This is a genomic window from Flaviaestuariibacter amylovorans (genome assembly GCF_039541815.1).
GTDB lineage: Bacteria > Bacteroidota > Bacteroidia > Chitinophagales > Chitinophagaceae > Flavisolibacter > Flavisolibacter amylovorans.
This window is the reverse complement of the sequence record NZ_BAABGY010000004.1, coordinates 42,899-62,917: the sequence shown is the minus strand read 5'-3', so window position 1 is coordinate 62,917 and position 20,019 is coordinate 42,899. Positions and strand designations below refer to the sequence as shown.

The following is a 20,019-nucleotide window of genomic DNA, read 5'->3' as shown; positions in this document are numbered from 1 at the left end:
CCAAATGCCTAATGCATTGAAAACTAATATTTTGTTTGAGGCTCTGGGTAGCGGTCAAGCGGAGCCGCTATAGATGGGGCGTTGAGGATGAGCGGGTTAGCCGGCCATTCTGGCCGGGGTTATCGCATCCGGTGCTCCGTTTTTTTCGATCGCCGGTCACGTCGTGACTTTTCCCGGTGGCAGGATAAAGAACACAGGTCGTGCGGATGAAACGGGTGGGCCCGGATCCGCTCCCGTACCGATCCGTACAACCCATGTTGCGCGCTTCCGGCATCCTTACTTCTTCGCGAGCACCACGATCCCCATCGGCGGTACCGTAGCCACGCGCGTGGCTGCATGGGTAAACACATCGCGGTACTTGCCGGTCTTCAGCTTTACGTTCCGGAACGAGGCGTCCGTAGTTCCACGGTTGATCACCACGATCACTTCTTCCGTTCCGAGCGTACGGCTGAAGGCATAGAGCTGCCTGCTGTCGTCGGCCAGGAGCGTTTGGTAGTCGCCGAGGCGGATCGACCGGTATTTTTTGCGCAGCCCGATAAAGCGCTGGTACCAACGGAACAGGTCCGCGTTAAAGGCCACCGTGTCGGGCGCGTGGAGGCTTTGGTCGGGATTGCGGGTTTCGGGCTCGTAGCGGAGCTCGGTCCAGACCATCGGCTTGCGGCAGTCGGGGTCGTTGGCGCCCCACATGCCGGCCTCGTCGCCGTAATAGATCATGGGCGAGCCGGTATACAGCACCTGGAAGGCGGCCACCAGCTTCTGCTTCTTCACCTGCTCCGGGGTAGGCTTGCGCGCATTGTAATTCTTGTTGTTGCTTTTCTGGCTCCAGTTGAAATACTTGCCCCAGTCGCCGAAGCGGAGCCCGTCGGGGTTAGCCACCGCGCTGCCGATGCGCGTGGCATCGTGGCTGTTCATCAGGTTTTGCATGTTCAGCGCCACGCCTCGGCCGAAGGCCTCGCGCAGCTCACGCAGGCGCTTGTCGAAGGTGGTCGCGGAGGAGGCTAGCGAGTCCTGCACCATAAAATCGTGCACGATGAAGGCGAAGTTGTAGTTCATCGTCGCATCAAATTCGTCACCAAGTAAATACGGTCTCGTTTTTTCGATCGGGTCCACGAGCTCCGCGGTCATATAGGCCTCGGGGTTGATGGAGCGCACCCACCGGCGCCAGTCTTTCCAGAAGGCGTGGCTGACGTCGTAGGCCACGTCGAGGCGCCAGCCGTCGATGCCCCGCTTCGTGCCGCGGTTCATCGGGTTCATCCAGCGCTTCGTGGCATTGAAGATATACTGTTTCGGACCGGCTACGATGCCGGTGCTGTCTTCGCGGAACTCGGGCAGCGTGCGCACCCCGAACCAGCCTTTGTAACGGAAGGGCGTGCCCTTCGCCGAATCGCGGAAGCTTTGCACGATGAACCAGTCCTTGTAGGGTGAGCGCTCCTGGTTTTTCTCGAGGTCCTGGAAGGCGAAGTTGCGGATGCCCACATGGTTGAACACCCCGTCGAAGATGATCCGCATGCCGCGCCTGTGCACCTCGTCGATCAGCTTCAGGGCCAGCAGGTCGGCCTTCGTCCATACCCAGGTTTCCGGCCGCAGCGGGTCCTCGGTGGCCATGAGCCGCTTGTCGCCCTCGGGGTCGGGGCCGAAGGTGGGGTCGATGTGGTGGTACATGAGCGCGTCGTACTTATGCGAAGAGGGCGACCAGAACAGCGGCGTGCTGTAGATCGACTCCACGCCGAGTGCCTTCAGGTAATCGAGCTTGTCGATGATGCCCTGGATGTCGCCGCCGTAGCGCCGGCGCTGCAGGTTGAAGTAGATGTCTTTCTTATTCTCCTGTTCGTAGGGCTGCAGGCGGTACCAGTCGCTCGTCCAGGGGTGGATCTGAAAGGCCGACGTATCGTCGAAGGGGTAGGCGCCGCGCAGGTCCTCCTTCTTCGGGTCGTTGGCCGGGTCGCCGTTGCGGAAGCGCTCGGGGAAGATCTGGTACCACACGGTGCCCTTGCTCCAGCTGGGTGTGTGGTCGGGGGGCTGTTGCGCGTGTACCGGCGATGTGGAGAGCAGCAGTGCGGGCAGGCTGGAAAGTAGAATTCTTCGGAACATAGTTGTGAATTGAGGGAAGCGGCAGGGTCGCCATATCTTCCACAAGGTAGCACCGGACAGGATGCCGGCACGCACCATGAGGACCGACCCGGGCAAAGCTTTTGCAGCCGTGCTGGTATGAGTGAGCGCCCCGCATCCTTTTTCTCCGGCACCAGCAATATCCTCGTACCGCTCCGGCAGGCAGAGTACCCGCCCGAGTATAAGGGGGCGAGCCGGCTGACCTATTATGCTTCGCTGTTTACTTCGGTGGAGATCAATGCCACCTTCTACAAGCTGCCCCGGCCCGCCACCGTCGTTAAGTGGGCCGAGCAGGTGCCCGACGAGTTCCGGTTCACGCTGAAGGTGCCGAAGACCATCACGCATGCGAAAGGGCTGCAGTTCTCTGTCGACGACATCGCGCGCTTTCTCGAGGTGGCCGACGGCATCGGGAGCAAAAAAGGCTGCCTGCTCGTGCAGCTGCCGCCTTCGGTGAAGCGCGAGCGCCAGGAGGAGCTGGAAGGTCTGCTCGAATACCTGGCCGACGATGCGGACGGCTGGCGCATCGCCGTAGAACTACGGGACGTGAGCTGGTACGACAGCGCCGTATACCGGATGCTCCGGAGCCACGGCGTTACCCTGGTGTCGCAAGACCTGCCGGCCTCGGCCACGCCGCTTACGGTTGCGCCGGAGCGCGTGGCCTACCTCCGCTACCATGGTCCCGAGGGTGGCTACCGTGGCACCTACGACGACGAGTTCCTGCAGGGTCATGCCGCCCGGGTATCGGCGCTGCTCCGCCAGGGGAAGGACGTGTACGTGTATTTCAACAACACGGCCGGCGGCGCCTTGCAGAACCTGCAGACCCTGAATGCACTTGTACGCAGGGACCTGTCGGCATCGCCGCTTCGGTAGGAAGAGGGGTTGCCGGGTGATGTGCCTAACTGGTTGCCTGTGATGCCGTGGAGCTGCGCATCAGCCGCGCGCCAGCGGGCGGAGCCCCGGTGGTAACGGGATGGTGCCGGTCAGCACACTGTGCCGAGGCAGCGCTGCCAGCCGCGCTATATTCGCCCTGTTCGCCCGTTCGCGGGCTCCCGCACGCCCCTGATCCGGCGGCCCTCCCTATACGATCCGTGCGGCCGGTACTGCAGCCGGCGCACCCAACTTTTCATGGGGTTTCCTCATGTGCATATCGACAGGCCGGATCTTCATCCGGCCTTTTTTCATAGCTGCACCGGCGTCTTTTTTCGATGGCGGAGCGGTTGCACGGGGGAGCCGGAGCACGCCGGGACATTTCAGGATGGGTGCTTGCCGGAAGGGGAGGGCTGGTTGCCAAAGACAATCGTGATCCGCGTTCCGGGGTTCGCCGGCTCCAGGTGCAGCGATCCGCCGATGAAGCGCACGAGATCGCGTATGATGATAAAGCCGAATCCTTTTCCCTGGTTGTCGGTTTCCTTGAGCGTACCCTGTGCCGCGGGGTCGCCGGCCAGCTTGCGTTTCATGCCTTCGGGCATACCACGCCCATCGTCGGCCACCGAAACGAGTACCTGTGTGCCTTCCTTCCTGCATTCCAGCGTGCAGGTAGTGCCACCGGAGTGCGTAATGGCATTCAGCACCAGGTTATACAGGATCACCTGCAGGGCATCCTTGAGCTGGTAGAGCGAAATAGAGCCATCGCCCTGCAGCACGATGGCTTGACCTTTCGACCGGGCGACCGCTCCCAGCAGGCCCTGCACGTGCGCCGCGATCTCCGAAAAGGTAAAGGCTTCGGGTACCGCCTGCACCTGCTGGTGCTGGAGCCGGATCCAGTTGAGCAGGTTCACCGAAAGCAGCTCCAGCTCGAGCGAGGTGTCGTTGATCGAATCGACGGCTTTTTCGCGCAGCGCCGGGTCGAGCGAGCGCGCGTCGTCGCGCATCATGGTGGTGGCCCGGTGGATGTAGCGCAGCGGCGTAATGATGTTGTGGCTGATCACCGCAATAAGGCGCTCCTTCAGGTCGTGGGCTTCGGATACCAGCTTGAGTTGTTGCCCGAGCTGCTGTTTCTGCAGCTCGATCTCCCGGGTGCGCTGGGCCACGGTGGTCTCGAGCTGGGCGCTGCGGGCACGAAGCTGCCGGGTGCGTACGTAAAAGAGCAGCCACGACAGCGCGAAGCCCAGGAGCACCCAAAGCACCAGGAAGGGAAGGGTGGCATACCAGGGCGGCGCTACGTCGAAAGGAAAGGAGCGTACCGAGAAGTCGCCGGAAGTGAACCCTTTGAAGGTGCGTACCTCGAAAGCATATCGATCCGCCTTCAGTGCGGTGAACGTGAAGGCCCGCTGCCTCGCGGGGTCGAACGGGATCCACCGGCTAGCGCCGTCGGGCTCGCCCTTTCGGCGCAGTCGGTACCAGGCATAGAGGTTTTCACGCGCACCCCAAAAGGGTACTGTCACATCGAACTGAAACAGCTTCGCATCCGAGCCAAGCCGCGCCGGAAAGCTGTCGATCGGGCGGCCGTCGACCGTGGCGCTCACGAGGATCACGCCCGGTGGCGGACCGATCCGCAGCGAGTCGGGATGAAACTGTACAAGACCGTTGATCGAAGGGAACGACAGGGTTTTGTCGGGCAGCTGGAGGTAGGCCGGCTGGCCGCCGCCGTTGAGCTCGGTCTGCTCGAGCCCGTCTTCTTTTCCGAGGTAATGGTAATACACCGGCGCGCCGGTGAGTGCTGACGCATATAGCGCTTTTTCGGATACTTTGAAAATCCCGTTGTTGGTGCTGATGTAGCAGGCGCCCTGTCCGTCGGGTACGATCGCGTGCGCGAAGCGCAGGTGGCCCGACTTGTCCCAGGGCAGCCGGTAGCAACTGTCGTTCCGGAGGAGAAAGAGGCCATCGCCGTAGGTGCAGATAAAGACGCCCTGCCCCGTGCGCCACAGGTTCCGCACGGGCGCCGTTTCCGATACCTTGACCGATCGGAGGGTTTTCCGGTCGACGTCGAGGAAGCGCACGTAGTTTCCGGAGCCGATCAGCAAGGTGCCGGCCGACCACTCGATGGCCGTGTTGTTCGGCAGCAGGGGCACACCGGGGGATTCCGGGAAACGGTATACTTCCCGCAGCTCGTTTCCCGACAGCCGTGCCACCAGGCTGTGCGCGATGAAATAGAGCTCCTTCCGCATCTCCACCATCGTGCTCCAGTCGCCGTTCTCGAACGGCGTAGCAAATTGCTCCGACGTTCCCGTGCCGAGGTGGAAGCGGAACAGGTTGCCCAGCGGGGCAAAATAGAGGTGCTGGCGGAACCGGACCAGGTTTGGCGACGACCCGACCGGAAGGTTTTTCCCGGGCATCGGCCCGGAGCGGTCGTAGACGACGCCGCTGTGGCTCAGGATGCGCCCGTCGGGGAGCAGTGCCTGCCCGTAGGTGACCAGCTGGGACGAGGGTATGGTGCCGGTTGTGTCGGTGAGCTGGCGGATGAACTGCTGCCGCAGCATATAGATCCCGTTGATGGCGTCGGCAAGCACGATGATGCCCTGGTGCGGTAACTCGCGGACGAATTGGGGCTGGATGCCGGCCGGCAGGCGGGTGCACACCGGGTCGAGCCGCCAGCGGTCGCCGGCGCCTGCGGCGAGGCGGTACAACGTACCGTTGCGGAGCAGCATCGGTGGGCGCTCCCCGTCGTTGCGGATGAAATGATCTTCGGGCGTACGAAAGCCCGCAATGCCCGTCGGGCGCAGTTCCCTGCGTTGCGGGTCGTAGTGCAGCAGGCCCTTTTCCGTGTACACCAGCGCATGGCCGCGCATGCGCAGGAGCTGCGCGCCCCCGACCGCACCCAGCAGCTTTCGTACCTGCCGGCCTTCCCTCAGGTATACGTTCCGGTTGAAGAAGATCAGCACCGTATCGAGCGAAGCCGATACGGGAAGGAGCCAGGCGGGCCAGATGATCGTTCCGGGGCCTTTCCGGATGGGGGCGAAAATTTCTGCCGAGTCGGGGAGATGGAGCTGGCGGAACGCGAGCTCGTCGCGGTGCCGGTACCAGGTGCGTACCCGCCCCTGCTCGATGAGGTACACGGAATCGTTGTCGCATACCGCATAGAAGGGGCTATGATTTCCCTCCGTGCTACCCATTTGCAGCACCCGGCTTGCCTTGCTTCCGCTGATCTCGAAGTTGCTCCCGTCCCAGCGCACGATCCCGCCTTCGGTGCCGATCCAGAGGAGGCTGGTGCGGGCGTCCCACTCCATGCCTTTGATGGAATTCGCGGGCAGCCCGTCGCGGTTGGTGAAATGGCTGATCGAGTAGCGCTGCTGGGCGCCTGCGGCATACACGATGAAACAAAGGATAAACAGCACACAGCGCTTCCGCATCAGGGATGAATTTGATTGGCGGACGCTTTGTCGATCAGCTCCTTCAAATTGGTGGCGCCGGTCTTTTCGAAGATGCGGCTCTTCATGGTACTCACGGTATTCTTGTGGAGGTTCAGTGCGCTCGCGGTGTCGCCGATCGCGTCGCCGCGCAGCAGGTAATGGAGCACTTCGAGCTCCCGCGGCGAAAGCTGCGTAAAGGGGTTGTCGCTTTCCACCGGGGGCGCTGTCGGCGTGTCAACCGGCGCCGCATGCAAAAGAAACTGCGCGAGCGCGGCCTCGATCTTGTCCTGGGCCGATCCCTTGTGCAGGTAGTGCCTGACCCCGTATTTGCGGAACGCCGGCGCATACACGTCTTCCGGCAGCATGCTGTAGACCATGATCCGGACCTCGGGAAAGAGCCCCGTGAGCACAGGCATCAGCTCCAGCGAGTTGCCGTCCGTAAAAATACTGTCCACGATCAGGTGGGAGGGACGGTGCTGGCGAAGGCCCGCCAGGAGCCCGGCGCAGGAGGAGGCTTCAAAGACGTGCGTGATGCCAAAACGAAGCTGCAGCAACATGTGCAGGCCCGTGCGCACGATCGTGTGATCGTCTGCGGTCAACACCGAAGGCTGCTTGTCGCGGGTTTCCATACTGCAAAGTTGTCCGCTCCGGGAGAAGCCCTTGTAGTGCGCGCACTACAAGGGCTTTCACCTATGCGGGATAAGTTTGTTCGCTTATTCCAATGCCCAAAAGGTAAGTCTTCGGGGGCAGCGGGGCAAGAATAATTACCGACCTCAACCGACTACCGCTTATGACCCGTCTCTTCCTGCTGCTGATCGCCTGCCTGAGCGCCACCGGTGGCCGCGCGCAAACCGGCGCTGCCCGGCCTGCCGCGGCGACCTCCACCACCGCATCGCCCTACAGCAAGTCAAAGTTTGCCTACAAGATCATCCCGGCGCCCGGGGGCACCTGGTGCTACGACATCTATGCCGACGGCCGGATGGTGATCCACCAGCCGAGCGTGCCGGGGCTTCCCGGCACCACGGGATTCAGAAACAAAGAAAGCGCCGAGAAGGTCGCCCTGCTGGTGATGGACAAGCTCCGGAAAGGAGGGATGCCACCCACCATCGCGATCGCCGAAATGAAAAAGCTGGGTGCCCTCTGACCCGGTAACGACATCCCCCTAGTATTTCTACCAACACACTATAACTGTTATGAGAAAGTTCCTGGCCGCCATCCTGTCGCTCGCCTGCACGGCGATCTACCTGCCCGGCATCGCACAAACAACCACGGTCGTCAAAAGCTTCACCACCTCGGGTAATATCGTCTTCGGTGCGGGTGTCACCACGGTGAACGTCTCGCTGTGGGGCGCCGGCGGCGGCGGCTCGGGTGGCGGTATGACGGAGAACCCCGGCAATACCCCCACCTTCTGGTGCGGGGCCGGCGGCGGCGGCGCCAACTGGAACGGCGGGCCGGTGTCGGTAACGGCCGGAACCAGCTACGGCTATGCCGTGGGCGTCGGCGGTGCCGCGGGCATCATCGACGGTGACGGCAACCCGCAATGGGGCGGCGACGGCACGGGATCGGCGTTCGGCGGCTACGCCTCCTATGGCGCCTTCGGCGGCAGGATCTACGGGTGGAGCGGCTTCGGCGGCGACCGGGCGCTGAACCCCGTTCCGGACCCGGGCATCGGCTACGCGAACAATGGCGGCCACGGCTCCACGCAGCGGGGCGGCCAGGGCGGCCTTTCGAACAGCGGCCCCTACGGCCCTTCGGCGGCGCCTACTTTTACGAACTACAACTCCGGCGGCGGCTACCCCACGCCCTTTGCCGGCTATGGCGGGGGCGTTCCCGGCCTGCGGCCCGGCGACGGCGGCGGCGGCGGCGGCTACCAGACCGTGCCCCACTTCCCCATCATCTCGTCGCGCAAACCGGGCGGCAGGGGCGCCGACGGGATCGTTACCTTCTACATCAGCTATCCTACCTACCGGCTCACCGCAGCACCGCTGGCAACGCGCCTCTGCGGCTCGGGAACACCGACCATCACGCTCCGGTCGAGCTCGCTTTCGACCGGATCGTACACGGTTACCTACAGCACGAGCAACCCGGCCACCACGGGTAACACCGCGTTCATGAGCTTCAACGCGGCTACGGGCACCGGTACGTTTTCGACCATGGCGCTGAGCAACACGTCGACCATTACGGTCACCAACCTGGCGTCGGGACACACCTGCAGCGATCCCATTACGTCCAATAATTCCGTGGTCGTTATCGTGGACAACACGTTGCCGTACAATTGGAACCCGCAGATCGATTTTGGCGGAGCCGCCCGCAGCCATGCGGTTGGCTTCGTCATCAACAATAAGGCCTACGTTGGCCTGGGCAAGGATGGAGCAGGCGCGAAGAGCGATTTCTGGCAGTTCGACCCGGCTACGAATACCTGGACGCAGCTCGCCGACTTCGGTGGCGGCGCGCGTGCGGGCGCCGTTGGTATGGGCCTCGGCACGAAAGGCTACGTGGGTACCGGCAACGACGGCAGCGCCGACAAGAACGACTTCTGGGAATACGACCCGTTCACGAACGTATGGACGGCGAAGGCCTCTTTCCCCGGCAGCGCGCGAAACGGAGCGGCGGCCATGAACATCGCCGGCAAAGGCTATGTCGGCACCGGCGTAAGCGGCACTACCTATTACAACGACTTCTATCAATACGACCCGCTCAGCAATGCCTGGACGTCGAAAGCCAGTTTCGGCGGCGGCGCTTCCGGCACCGCCCGTACCGGAGCGGTCGCCTTCGGCATCGGCGCGAAAGGTTATATGGGCACGGGCTTCAACGGAAGCAGCGCCATCAACGACTTCTGGGAATACAACCCGGCCACGAACACCTGGGCAGCCAAGCCCGCCCTGCCCGTGAACGCCCGCACCGGCGCCGTCGGCTTTGCCCACGGCAGCCGCGGGTACATCGGCACCGGCTGGAACGGTACCACCAACCTCAACGACTTTTACGTATACAACCCCGCCAACAACGGCTGGCTGACGAGCCAGAATTTCCCGGGTGCCGCCCGCTCGTACGGCATTGGCTTCAGTCTCGGCAACCGTGGCTTTACCGGCCTCGGTGTGTCGGGTACGACGTACCATAAGGACATGCACGAGTACACCGAGAACACCGGCCGTATTACTACGGGTTCCATTGCGGGGAACGCGTTCTGCGCGGGTGCTGCCATCAGCGTTCCGTTCTCAACCGGCGCTTGCCCGGGCGGCTACAACAGCGAGAACGAATTCATCGCGCAACTGAGCGATGCGTACGGCTCCTTTGCCAACCCGGTTGCCATCGGCTCCACGCGAACGGCTGGCGGAAGCATCGCGGCCACCATCCCGGCAAACACCGCCGTGGGCGCAGGCTACCGCATCCGCGTAGTGGCTACATCGAGCGAGACCTTTGGCAGCGACAACGGCTCCAACATTGCCGTCAAGTCGGCAGCGGCCGGCACCGTGGCGGCGGGCATCAGCGCTACCGCTATTTGCAGGGGCGGAGCGATCAGCCTCACCGCTACCGCCTCAACCGCGGCCACGAGCGATACGACGGTCATCCTGAGCGAGCACTTCAACAGCGGCGCGCCGTCCTGGCTCATCACCACTGCCAACTCCTACGAATACGGCCGGTCGGAGATCGCTCCGAGCGGGTTCCAGGGGATGTACAGCAACGACAATTCCCCGTTCTACCTCACCAGCAGCAGCGGACGCTTTTCGAACGATGTGACGAACTCGACGCTGCAGTCGCCGATGTTCAGCACGGTAGGTATGAACTCGGGTTCCCTGTCGTTCTGGCATCACTACTATTACGGCAACTACCAGAACAGCGATTCCATCCGGGTCCAGGTTTCGATCGACAACGGCCAAAGCTGGACGAACGTATACCTCAATAATACCATCACCGTAGGCGACGCCATGGACTCGCTTGGCTTCCGCAACCAAACGGTGAGCCTGGATCAGTTCATGAACCAGCCGTCTGTAGTGGTACGCTTCAACTACGGCGCTTATGGCGGCATGGGCCGCTGGGCCATCGATAACATCGTGATCAAGGGCGTGAGTAAATCCAACAATTTCACCTGGACCTCGAGCCCTGCCGGTTTCCATTCCACTGCCCAGAACCCGACCGGCATTGTTCCTGCGCTGGTACCGGGTACCACGTCGTACACCGTTACGCTGGCGAACAATTTCGGTTGCGGCGCTTCCTCGGGCACGGTATCGGTGCTGGTAAAAGATACCAGTAGTTCTACTACCCGCATCAGCATCTGCCCCAGTGAGCTGCCGTTCCAGTGGAATGGCCTCAGCTTCTCCGGCGCGGGCACGCAGATCGCGCACCTGACCAATGCCGCCGGCTGCGACAGCCTGGCAAAGCTGGTGCTCACCGTGCGCCTCGCCAGCAGCTCCACCACCAACATCAGCATCTGCCCGCCCGAACTGCCGTTCACCTGGAACGGCCTCGTCTTCAACACGGGCGGCGCGCAAACCGCGCACTTCACCAACTCGGTGGGCTGCGACTCCGCCGCCACGCTCAACCTCACGGTGAAGCTCGTAAGCACCTATACCCAAAACCTGACGATCTGCGAGTCGGCCCTGCCTTATTCCTGGAACGGGGTGGTCTTCAACGCCGCCGGAAGCAACACGGTTCATTTTACCAATGCCGCCGGTTGCGACAGCGCCGTTACCCTGAACCTGGCTACCACCGCCTCGGTGACGACGGCTACCGCTACGGCTACCTCGGTTTGCCCAGGCGCCGTGATCAGCCTCAGCGCCGCCGCAAGCTCCGGTGCCACGGTGACCGTGCTGAAGGAAGGTTTCAACAGCACGCACAACGACTGGACGAAGATCAACCTGAGCAGCGGCGGGCTGACCGACAGCGCTGCCTGGACCCTTCGGCCACATGCCTACGAGCCCTATTTCGGCCTGCCCGCATTTACGTCGAACGATAATTCGGCGTTCTATATGACCAGCAGCTATGCGCAAGGCACCGCCGTGACCACGCATACGATCCTGCAATCGCCGCTGTTCAGCACGGTGGGACTGACGAGCGCCTCCATGAACTTCTACCACCAGTTTACCCACCAGAATAATTTCGCAAACGACTCGATCCGCGTGCAGATCTCCAACGACGGCACGACCTGGACGAACCTGTACGTCAACAAGAATGCGAGCGTCGGGTTCAACTCGCTGTTCTCCCAGCAAACCATTTCGCTGAACGGCTACCTCAACTTGGCCACCCTGCGCCTGCGCTTCGTATACAACGGAACACCGATGCCCGGGGGCTACTCCAATTACTGGTGGTCGATCGACAACGTGGTCGTGACGGGTACCATCGCCGCCAGCACCTTCAGCTGGACCTCGGCTCCGGCCGGCTTTACCTCGAGCCTGCAGCATCCGCCCGCCTTCAGCCCGACCCAAAGCACGGTTTACACGCTGAACGTGACCAATGGCTACTGCGCCGCGACGCGCCACGTCGCCGTTACGATGAACGCTACCAATCCTACTTCGGTCACCCACCTCACCGTATGCCCGAGCAGCATGCCGTATACCTGGAACGGGCTCGTGTTCGAGACAGCAGGCACCCAGACCGCAACGATCCGCACTGCGGGTAACTGCGACAGCCTGGCCACGCTGCACCTGACCATCGGGGCGCAAAGCAGCTCGGTTACGCACCTCACGATCTGCCCGTCGGGCCTGCCCTTTACGTGGAACGGGCTCGTGTTTACCGCGGCCGGCACCAAAACGAAGCTGATCGCGACCGGCGCCGCCTGCGACAGCGCAGCCACGCTGGTGCTTTCGGTACAAACCTCGAGCACGAGCTCGGTCACCAACCTGACCATCTGCGATAACCAGCTGCCCTATACCTGGAACGGGCTCGTCTTTACTTCGGCGGGCACGCAGGTGAAGATGCTCACCAATGCCTACGGATGCGACAGCGCCGCAACGCTCCACCTGGCGGTCTCCGCAAGGCCCACCAGTGTAACGGCGGCCGCGTCGGTCACCTCGTTCTGCGTCGGGTCCACCGTCAACCTCACCGCATCCGGGGTGGCGGGCACCGTCATCTTCGAGGAGCAGTTCAACAACGGCGCACCGGGCTGGACCACGCAGAACCTCGGCACGGGCGGCACGCCTGCCCAGTCGGCCTGGACCATCCGCGCCAGCGGGTACGTATACCCCGAGTTGAACCAGACGTTCCGCAGCAACGACAATTCGATGCTGTACCTCAGCAACAGCCGTGCACAGGGCATCGGGTCGACCACGAACGCCTACCTCCAGTCGCCCGTATTCAGCACCGTCGGTTTCACCACCGCGTCGCTCGGCTTCTACCATCACTTCGTCAGCAACAACAACGATTCGATCCGGATCCAGGTATCCACCGATTACGGCAGTACCTGGAAGAACGTGTATTTCCGCACGCTCGGCATCCAGGGCAGCAGCTCGGCCTTCGAGCCGGCCACGGTGTCGCTGAATGCGTACGTCAACCAGCCTGCGCTCATGCTCCGCTTCCATTACAGCGCGACCTACGATTACTACTGGACCCTCGACAACGTGAAAATCACGGGCACCGCCGCGCCGCTTGCCTACAGCTGGTCTTCGGTACCGGCCGGCTTCAGCTCGGCGCTCCAGAATCCGGCGGGCGTAACGCCGACCCAGTCGGGCACCTACACGGTGCAGGCAACGAACAGTGCCGGCTGCAGCGCTTCGGCGAGCGTGGTGCTCACGGCAAAGGCAACAAGCAGCTCTACCACGAACCTGTCTGTTTGCCCGTCTGCGCTTCCGTTTGTCTGGAACGGCCTCAACATCACTGCTGCCGGCAGCCGCACGGCGCGCCTCACGAACAGCGTCAACTGCGACAGCCTCGCCACGCTGAACCTGTCGCTGAGCGCAACGAGCACGTCGCAGACCACCACCAGTGTTTGCCCGGGCAGCTTCCCCTTTACGTGGAACAGCCTCACCTTCCATAGCGCGGGCACGCAAACGCGGACGCTGGTCAACAGCGCCGGTTGCGACAGCATCGCCTCCTATACGGTGACCGTACGAGCGGCGAGCACCTCTTCAAGCAACCTGACGCTGTGTGCCTCCGCACTTCCTTATACCTGGAACGGTGTCGTCTTCACCACGGCGGGCAGCCAAACGGCCCACCTGCTCAACAGCGTCGGCTGCGACAGTGCCGCCACCCTGGTGCTGTCGGTCAACCCGCTTCCGGCAAACCTGACCGTGGGCGCAAGCGCCACTACGGTATGCGCGGGCACTGCCATCAGCCTGTCGGCTTCGGCTACCTCGGGCTCGCCGTCCACGGTGGTATTGGACGAAAAATTCAACAGCGCCACCAACGGCTGGACGCGGATCAACAACAGTGTCGGCGGCAACGCATCTTCGACGGCCTGGAACCTGAGGGCCTCCGACGGAAGCCTGAAAAGCAACGACAACACGCAGCACTACATCAGCCTCAGCGTGAACCTCGATTACGGCGGCACGACCCGTACAACGCTGCAGTCGCCGGCGTTCAGCACGGTCGGACTTTCGGACGCGACACTAACGTTCTACCACAACTACAACCACAACCCGTACGCCTACGACTCCATCCGCGTGCAGGTGTCCACCGATGGCAGCACCTGGAAGACGGTGTACCTCAACAACTCGACCAGCGTTGGCACAGGAGGCGTTGTAGACGCCTACCAGATGACGCTTCAAACCCTTTCCCTGAGCAACTACGTCAACCAGCCGAATGTCCGGATCCGCTTCGACTACAATGCGGCCTGGCAGACGAACTGGTGGGCGATCGACAACGTGAAGGTGTCGGGCAGCCCCCTGTCCACTTACAGCTGGACATCCTCACCGGCTGGCTTTACCTCGGCGGCGTCGGCCCCGGCAGGGATTGTTCCGGCCCATACAACCACCTACACGGTTGCGGTCTCCAACGCCTTCGGCTGCACGGCTACCGATTCGGTGCGGGTGGTCGTGAACCCGCTGCCTTCGGCGGCGATCGCGTACGGCTTCTCCAACTGCGTTTCCGGCGCTACGGCCACCGTGGCCCTCGACGGCAGTGCCGGCGGCGTGTTCAGCGCGCCTGCGGGCCTCGCGCTCCATGCGGCTACCGGTGCGGTTTCCCTCCCGGGCAGCACGCCCGGAACCTATACGGTGACGTATACGATCCCGGCTGCCAACGGCTGTCCGGCATTCTCGACCACGGCCCCCATTACCATTGACCCCACCTACCAGATCCTGGTCGGCGGCGGCACCAACGGTACGATCACCCCCGGCGGCATTCATACGCTGTGCGCCGGATCGACGAGGACCTTTACGATCACGCCCAACGCCTGCTATGAAATCGAAGATGTGCAGGTCGACTTCGTTTCGGTGGGCCCGGTCACTTCCTACACCTTCGACAACCTGGGTGCGGATCATTCGATCACGGCCACGTTCAGGCCGCTGTCCGTGGTGCCGACGATCGACGCAGGCGGCGCCACCTACGTGTGCAGCGGCGGCAGCGTGACGCTTACCGCATCGGACGCAGCAAGCTACCAGTGGTTCTACGGAAACGCGCGGATCAACGGGGCTACCGCGCAAACCTATTCGGCCACCCTGGTGGGCGAGTATAAGGTCGTCGTTACCTACGCCAACGGCTGCACCGGCACCTCCGCGCCGAAGCTGCTGCTCGCCAGCGCGCCGGCGGCCAGCATCAGCGGCACTGCCACCGTGTGCCAGAACGGAACAGCGCAGGTCACCTTTATCGGTACCGGCGCCATCATCCCGTACACGTTTACCTACAGCATCAATGGCGGCCCGGTTCAGACCGCGACGACCAGCACCGGCTCTTCGGTTTCGGTGCCCGTACCTACCGGCACGGCCGGATCGTTCACCTATGCGCTCGTAAGCGTGCAAAGTGCATCGGGTTGCAGCGCGGCTCCCGGCGGCGCTGTCACGATCGTGGTTGAGGAGCAGCCCAACGCCGCCATCAGCTACCCGGGATCGCCTTACCTGGCAGGATCCGGAACGGCAGCGGTAACGCACAGCGGCAAACCGGGCGGCAGCTACACGTCTGCTTCAGGCCTCAGCATCGACGGCAGCACCGGCGCCATCGACCTGGTTGCCTCCAGCGTCGGCACGTATGTGGTGACCTATACGATAGCCGCCTCGGGCAGCTGCGCCGCATACAGCGCCACGGCGAACGTCGAAATCAGCAGCCCCTTCTCGGCCGCGATCACCTACGAAGGCTCACCCTATTGCGCACTCACCGGCACCGCCTCCGTGACCCTGACCGGCTCTGCCGGTGGCACGTATTCGGCCGCCCCCGGCCTTTCGATCAACTCCGCTACCGGGGCCATCGACCTGGCGCTTTCCCTGCCGGGCACCTACGTGGTCACCTACAGCCCCGCCGTCAGCGGCTATGGCACCCCGGTCACCACAGAAGTCTCGATCCGGCCCACCGTCTTCATCAACCCGATCCCGAACCAGGTGATCTGTGCGGGCGCCTCGCTGGCACCGGTTCACTTCAGCGGACCTGCCGGGCAGAACTATACCTGGACCAATTCCAATGACAGCATCGGGCTGGGGGCGTCTGGTGCAGGCGACTACATCAGCTTTGAGTCCAGCAACGCCGGCACCACGTCCCTCATTGCTACGATTACCGTAACGGCCAGTGGTGGCACGGGCTGCAAGGATCCCCGCCGCAGGATCTTCCGGATCACCGTGAAGCCGCGTCCCACGATTGACCTCCTGTCCAATCAGGCGCTTTGCGCAGGCACCGCCACCACGCCTGTTACGTTCATCAGCTCCCTTGCCGGTACCAGCATTCGCTGGACCAATTCAAACCCGGGGATTGGATTGGGCGCTTCCGGAACAGGCAACATTCCCGCCTTTACAGCGCAGAATGGGTCCCTGGCCAATGAGCAGGCGTATATCAACGTGTTCCCTACGGCCGGCGGCTGCGCGGGAAGGAGCGAGGGCTTCATCTACACGGTTAGCCCGTCGGCGGGCACCATCGCTTACCCGCTTGCGTCGTATTGCGCGAAGTCCTGGGCCTACGTGCGCCGCACCGGCTCTGCCGGCGGCACGTTCACGGCAACTCCTGCGGGCCTTGCCCTCAATGCCACAACGGGCGCCATCAACCTGGCCGTATCGGCCGCCGGTATTTATACGGTAACCTACACGCTGGGAGGCCCGGCGCCGGGCTGTGCCACCAGCACCAGCACCCAGCTTACGGTGGAAGCGTTGGCTACTATGAACACGGTATCGAACATCACCGTATGTAACGGCACCAACACGCAGCCGGTTGTTTTCAGCGGTGCTGCCGGCTATAGCTGGACCAACAGCAATCCCGCGATCGGCCTGGTGGCGTCGGGCAACAGCAGCGGACTTCCGTCTTTTGTCGCCACCAACACGGGCGTGGTGCCCATCAGCGGCACGATCCGGGTAACGCCGCTCGCTGCCGCCGGCGCCAGCTGCCCGGGACGCAGCATCTCCTTCCGCATTACCGTAAACCCGACGCCTACGGTAACGTCGGTGCCGAACCAGCTGTATTGCGGCGGCGTTGCCACCAGTGCCATTGGATTCACTGGCACCGTAGCCGCGACCGCCTATAGCTGGACCAGTAGTTCTACGGGAACCGGTCTGCTGGCAACGCGAGGCATCAACAGCGTGCCTTCGTTCCTCACCACGAGCCCGGCTCCGGGCCCGGTGACTGCGAACATCGTAGTGACGCCGGTAGCCTACAAGTGCACGGGCGCACCCATGACGTTCCAGTACCAAGTGGCGCAGTGTGTGGCACAGGTGAAGGGCACCGGCGACGCGGAGCGCGCGCCTGAAGCGGCGTCGCTTGAAAGCGCGGTCACCATCGGGCCTAATCCCACGCAAGGGCGGGCTACGATCTCCTATACAGGTCCGGAAGGTTCTTTCCTGGTGCGGATCACCGATCAGAACGGCCAGGCCCTGCAACGGCCCGCGTCGTTCAGCGGTAACCGGCACACGATCGACCTCAGCGGCTACCCCGCAGGCGTGTACCTGGTGGAGCTGATCGGGAAGGAGCATGGCACAAGGGTGCAGCGGAAGGTCGTCAAGCTGTAGCTTGCTGCGCGCATCTTCACAATGAATAATTAAGATCCCGGCTACGTTGGTAGCGGGGATCTTTTGTTGGTACCGGTGCGCGGTAGTCACCGGCGCCGCCGCGTTGAAGCATTTCCGCCGCGTCAGAATTCCAGGATGAAACCGATCGTCGGCAGGGGAACCGAGGTGTCTTCCGTCAGTACCCGCGGTATCGCGTTGGCGCCGTCGGCGCGCAATGCGGCGCCATCGGTGGTGAGGAAGGAGCCAGTGGTGAGGTCGCGGTCAAAGGTGTACTGTGGGGTCAGCGGCGCCTTGAAGGCTGTCCAGTTCTGGATGTCGATGAAGAGGTCGAGCGTGGCCTTCCGGAAGTTCCATTTTTTGTCTACCCGCAGGTCGCTTTGCTGGAAGGAGCGGAGCCTGTTTTCGTTGAAGCGGCTGTAGTCCAGGATGCCGCTTCCGGTGCGGGCGTAGTTGAGCCGGCTGGCCGCCTCGTCGAAGGGGGTGAAGGGCAGCCCGCCCTGGTAGCGGTACTTGAGCCCGAGTTCCCAGTTGCGCGGAAGCTTGTAGCCGAGCGTGAAGCTCGCCAGGTGCCGGTTGTCCCAGGCGCTCGGACGCAGCACGCCGTCGGTGCCGCTGAACCGCGACAGCACATAGGTGTAGCTCGCGAACCCGAAAAAGCGCTTCGTGAGCTTCTGCTGGGCAAAGAACTCGAACCCATAGGCTTCCCCTTTACCGGTGCCGGCCACGGGCTCGTTGCCGAACGCCGTAAAGTCGGCGCCGAGGTTGTTGAGGCTGATCCCGTTGCGCAGGCTCACCGGTACGTTGCGGTACCCCTTCCGGAAGGCTTCCAGCGTGAAGCGGCGGTTGGAAGAAGGAACGAACTCGATCCCCGCTACATAGTGGTCCGAGTAAATGTAGTCGATGTCGCGGTTGACGAAGGTCCCGGCCTCCCGGAAACCGAGTACTGTGTAGGGGGCGAGGCGTGCATAGCTGCCGGTGGTGGCGTTGAACGACCAGGCCGGCGTGAAGGCGTAGCGCAGCGAGGCCCGTGGCGAAAAGGCGGTACGGCGGTTGAGCCCGTTTCCGTCGAAGCGCAGGCCGCCGCTGAGGCTGAGGCGGCCGTCGAGAAGGGTGCGGCCTGCCTGTACAAAGCTGCCGTAGCGGAGAAACTGCAGGTCGGTATCGTACGCGAAAATGTCGGCCGCCTGTACAACGTTTCCGTTCGGATCGCGCACCTCGGGGCGGCGGCGGATGTAGCTCGAATTGCGGTAGTCGGTGTGCTGCCCGTTGACGCCCAGGGAAAGGCGCCAGTCGCCATAATTCTGTGTCAGCTCCACGCGGAGCTTCTGCTCCGATTCGCGGGAGGCCGTGCGGAAGCGCAGGTTCTCCGCCCGCTCCGCATTGCCATCGTATTTCACGAGGTCGATGTCGAAGCTGTTGCTGCTGAGGGCCGCCGTAAGAAGTCCGCGCGTAAACGAGCGCTGCCAGCGGCCACCGATTGTGTAGTTCCACTGGTTGTTGGCCGGCACTCCTTCGAGGATTGTGTATTTCTCGAGCGTCGGCTTCCGGATCCGCCCGAACTTGAACTGGTCGATGGCGCCGATGCCGATCAGGGTGAACTCGTTCTTCGCGTCGGGCCGGTAATTGAGCTTCGTCTGGAAGTCGTAATACTCGGGGCGGATCGGCAGGTCGAGTGCCGCAAACAGCAGCTGCAGGTAGCTGCGGCGCGCCGAGGCCAGGAAGGTGAGGTCGCGCTTTTTGCTCAGCGGCCCGTCGAAGGTGGCGGCCAGCTCGGAGGCGCTGAGGCGGATATTGCCCTGTACCCGGTTGCGGTTGCCGTTCTTCTGGCGAAAGGCGAACACGCCGCTCAGTGCATTGTCGTACCGCGCATCGAAGGCGCTGGTGCTGACGCGCACATCCTCGATGAAGGATACGTTGAGAATGCCCTGCGGGCCGCCGCCGGCGCCCTGTGTGGCGAAGTGGTTGATCACTGGTATCTCGATGCCGTCGAGGTAGTAGACGCTTTCGTAGGGAGCGCCGCCGCGGATGATGAGGTCGTTGCGATAGCCCACGCCAAGGCCGTCGCTGCCGCTGATGCCGGGCAGCGACTGCACGGCGCGACTAATGTCGAAGTTGCTGCCCGGGCTGCTCTTGATCTCCTCGGTGCTGAGGCGCTGCACGCTCAGGGGTGTTTCGAGCGTTGTGGCGCGCACGGAGCGGCGCGAGCCGCCCACCCGCACCTCGGTCAGGGTGCCGGCGGCCGGCGCCAGCCGGAATACGAGCTCGCCGGTATTACCCGTGGTGACCGGGATGTTGAACTGGGTGAGCGGCTCGTAGCCGGTGACGGTAGCGGTGAACGCATAGGTGCCGGGGGCCAGGTCGCTGAAGAGAAATGCCCCGGTGGAGTCGGCTGCTAATTGGCGGCCGCCCTGCTCCACGCGTATTGTGGCAAAGGGAAGCGGGCTATTGGTGGCTGCATCGCGCACGGTGCCGCCGACGCGTGCCGTCTGCGCAACCGCACTTTGCGTACAAAGGAGAAGTAGCAGGTAGAAAAGGCGCATGAAGATTTA

7 protein-coding genes are annotated in these 20,019 nt (G+C 63.0%); 3 read left to right on the top strand and 4 right to left on the bottom strand.

Annotation, left to right across the window (positions count from 1 at the left end; translation table 11 throughout):
• Window positions 1-276: 276 nt before the first annotated feature.
• Complete coding sequence (locus ABD937_RS04980) at window positions 277-2,091, bottom strand: glycoside hydrolase family 13 protein (protein WP_345253875.1); 1,815 nt, start codon at window positions 2,089-2,091, stop codon at window positions 277-279.
• 117 nt (window positions 2,092-2,208) lie between these two features.
• Between ABD937_RS04980 and ABD937_RS04975 the strand changes: the two genes are divergently transcribed.
• On the top strand, window positions 2,209-2,979 hold the full coding sequence (locus ABD937_RS04975) for a DUF72 domain-containing protein (RefSeq protein WP_345253873.1): 771 nt from the start codon (window positions 2,209-2,211) through the stop codon (window positions 2,977-2,979).
• Between the two features lie 380 nt (window positions 2,980-3,359).
• On the opposite strand, the gene ABD937_RS04970 is transcribed toward ABD937_RS04975, so the two are convergent.
• Both ABD937_RS04970 and ABD937_RS04965 read right to left on the bottom strand, forming a co-directional pair.
• Window positions 3,360-6,398 carry a sensor histidine kinase gene (locus ABD937_RS04970; RefSeq protein WP_345253871.1) on the bottom strand — a complete coding sequence of 1,013 codons (3,039 nt, stop codon included), beginning with the start codon at window positions 6,396-6,398 and terminating at the stop codon, window positions 3,360-3,362.
• Window positions 6,398-7,027: a LuxR C-terminal-related transcriptional regulator gene (locus tag ABD937_RS04965; RefSeq protein ID WP_345253869.1), complete on the bottom strand. Its 630-nt coding sequence runs from the start codon at window positions 7,025-7,027 to the stop codon at window positions 6,398-6,400. Before ABD937_RS04965 ends, ABD937_RS04970 begins: the two co-directional genes overlap by 1 nt.
• A gap of 161 nt (window positions 7,028-7,188) precedes the next feature.
• Here ABD937_RS04965 and ABD937_RS04960 point away from each other — a divergent pair, with 161 nt between their 5' ends.
• Entirely contained in the window at window positions 7,189-7,542 is a 354-nt protein-coding gene (locus ABD937_RS04960) for a DUF4907 domain-containing protein (RefSeq protein ID WP_345253867.1), read from the top strand.
• Window positions 7,543-7,591: 49 nt separating this feature from the next.
• Window positions 7,592-17,470 (top strand): Kelch repeat-containing protein, encoded by a 9,879-nt coding sequence (locus ABD937_RS04955; protein WP_345253866.1) that lies wholly within the window; start codon window positions 7,592-7,594, stop codon window positions 17,468-17,470.
• Window positions 17,471-17,592: 122 nt separating this feature from the next.
• Here ABD937_RS04955 and ABD937_RS04950 read toward each other — a convergent pair whose 3' ends face one another.
• Window positions 17,593-20,010 carry a TonB-dependent receptor gene (locus ABD937_RS04950; RefSeq protein WP_345253864.1) on the bottom strand — a complete coding sequence of 806 codons (2,418 nt, stop codon included), beginning with the start codon at window positions 20,008-20,010 and terminating at the stop codon, window positions 17,593-17,595.
• Between the last annotated feature and the right edge of the window lie 9 nt (window positions 20,011-20,019).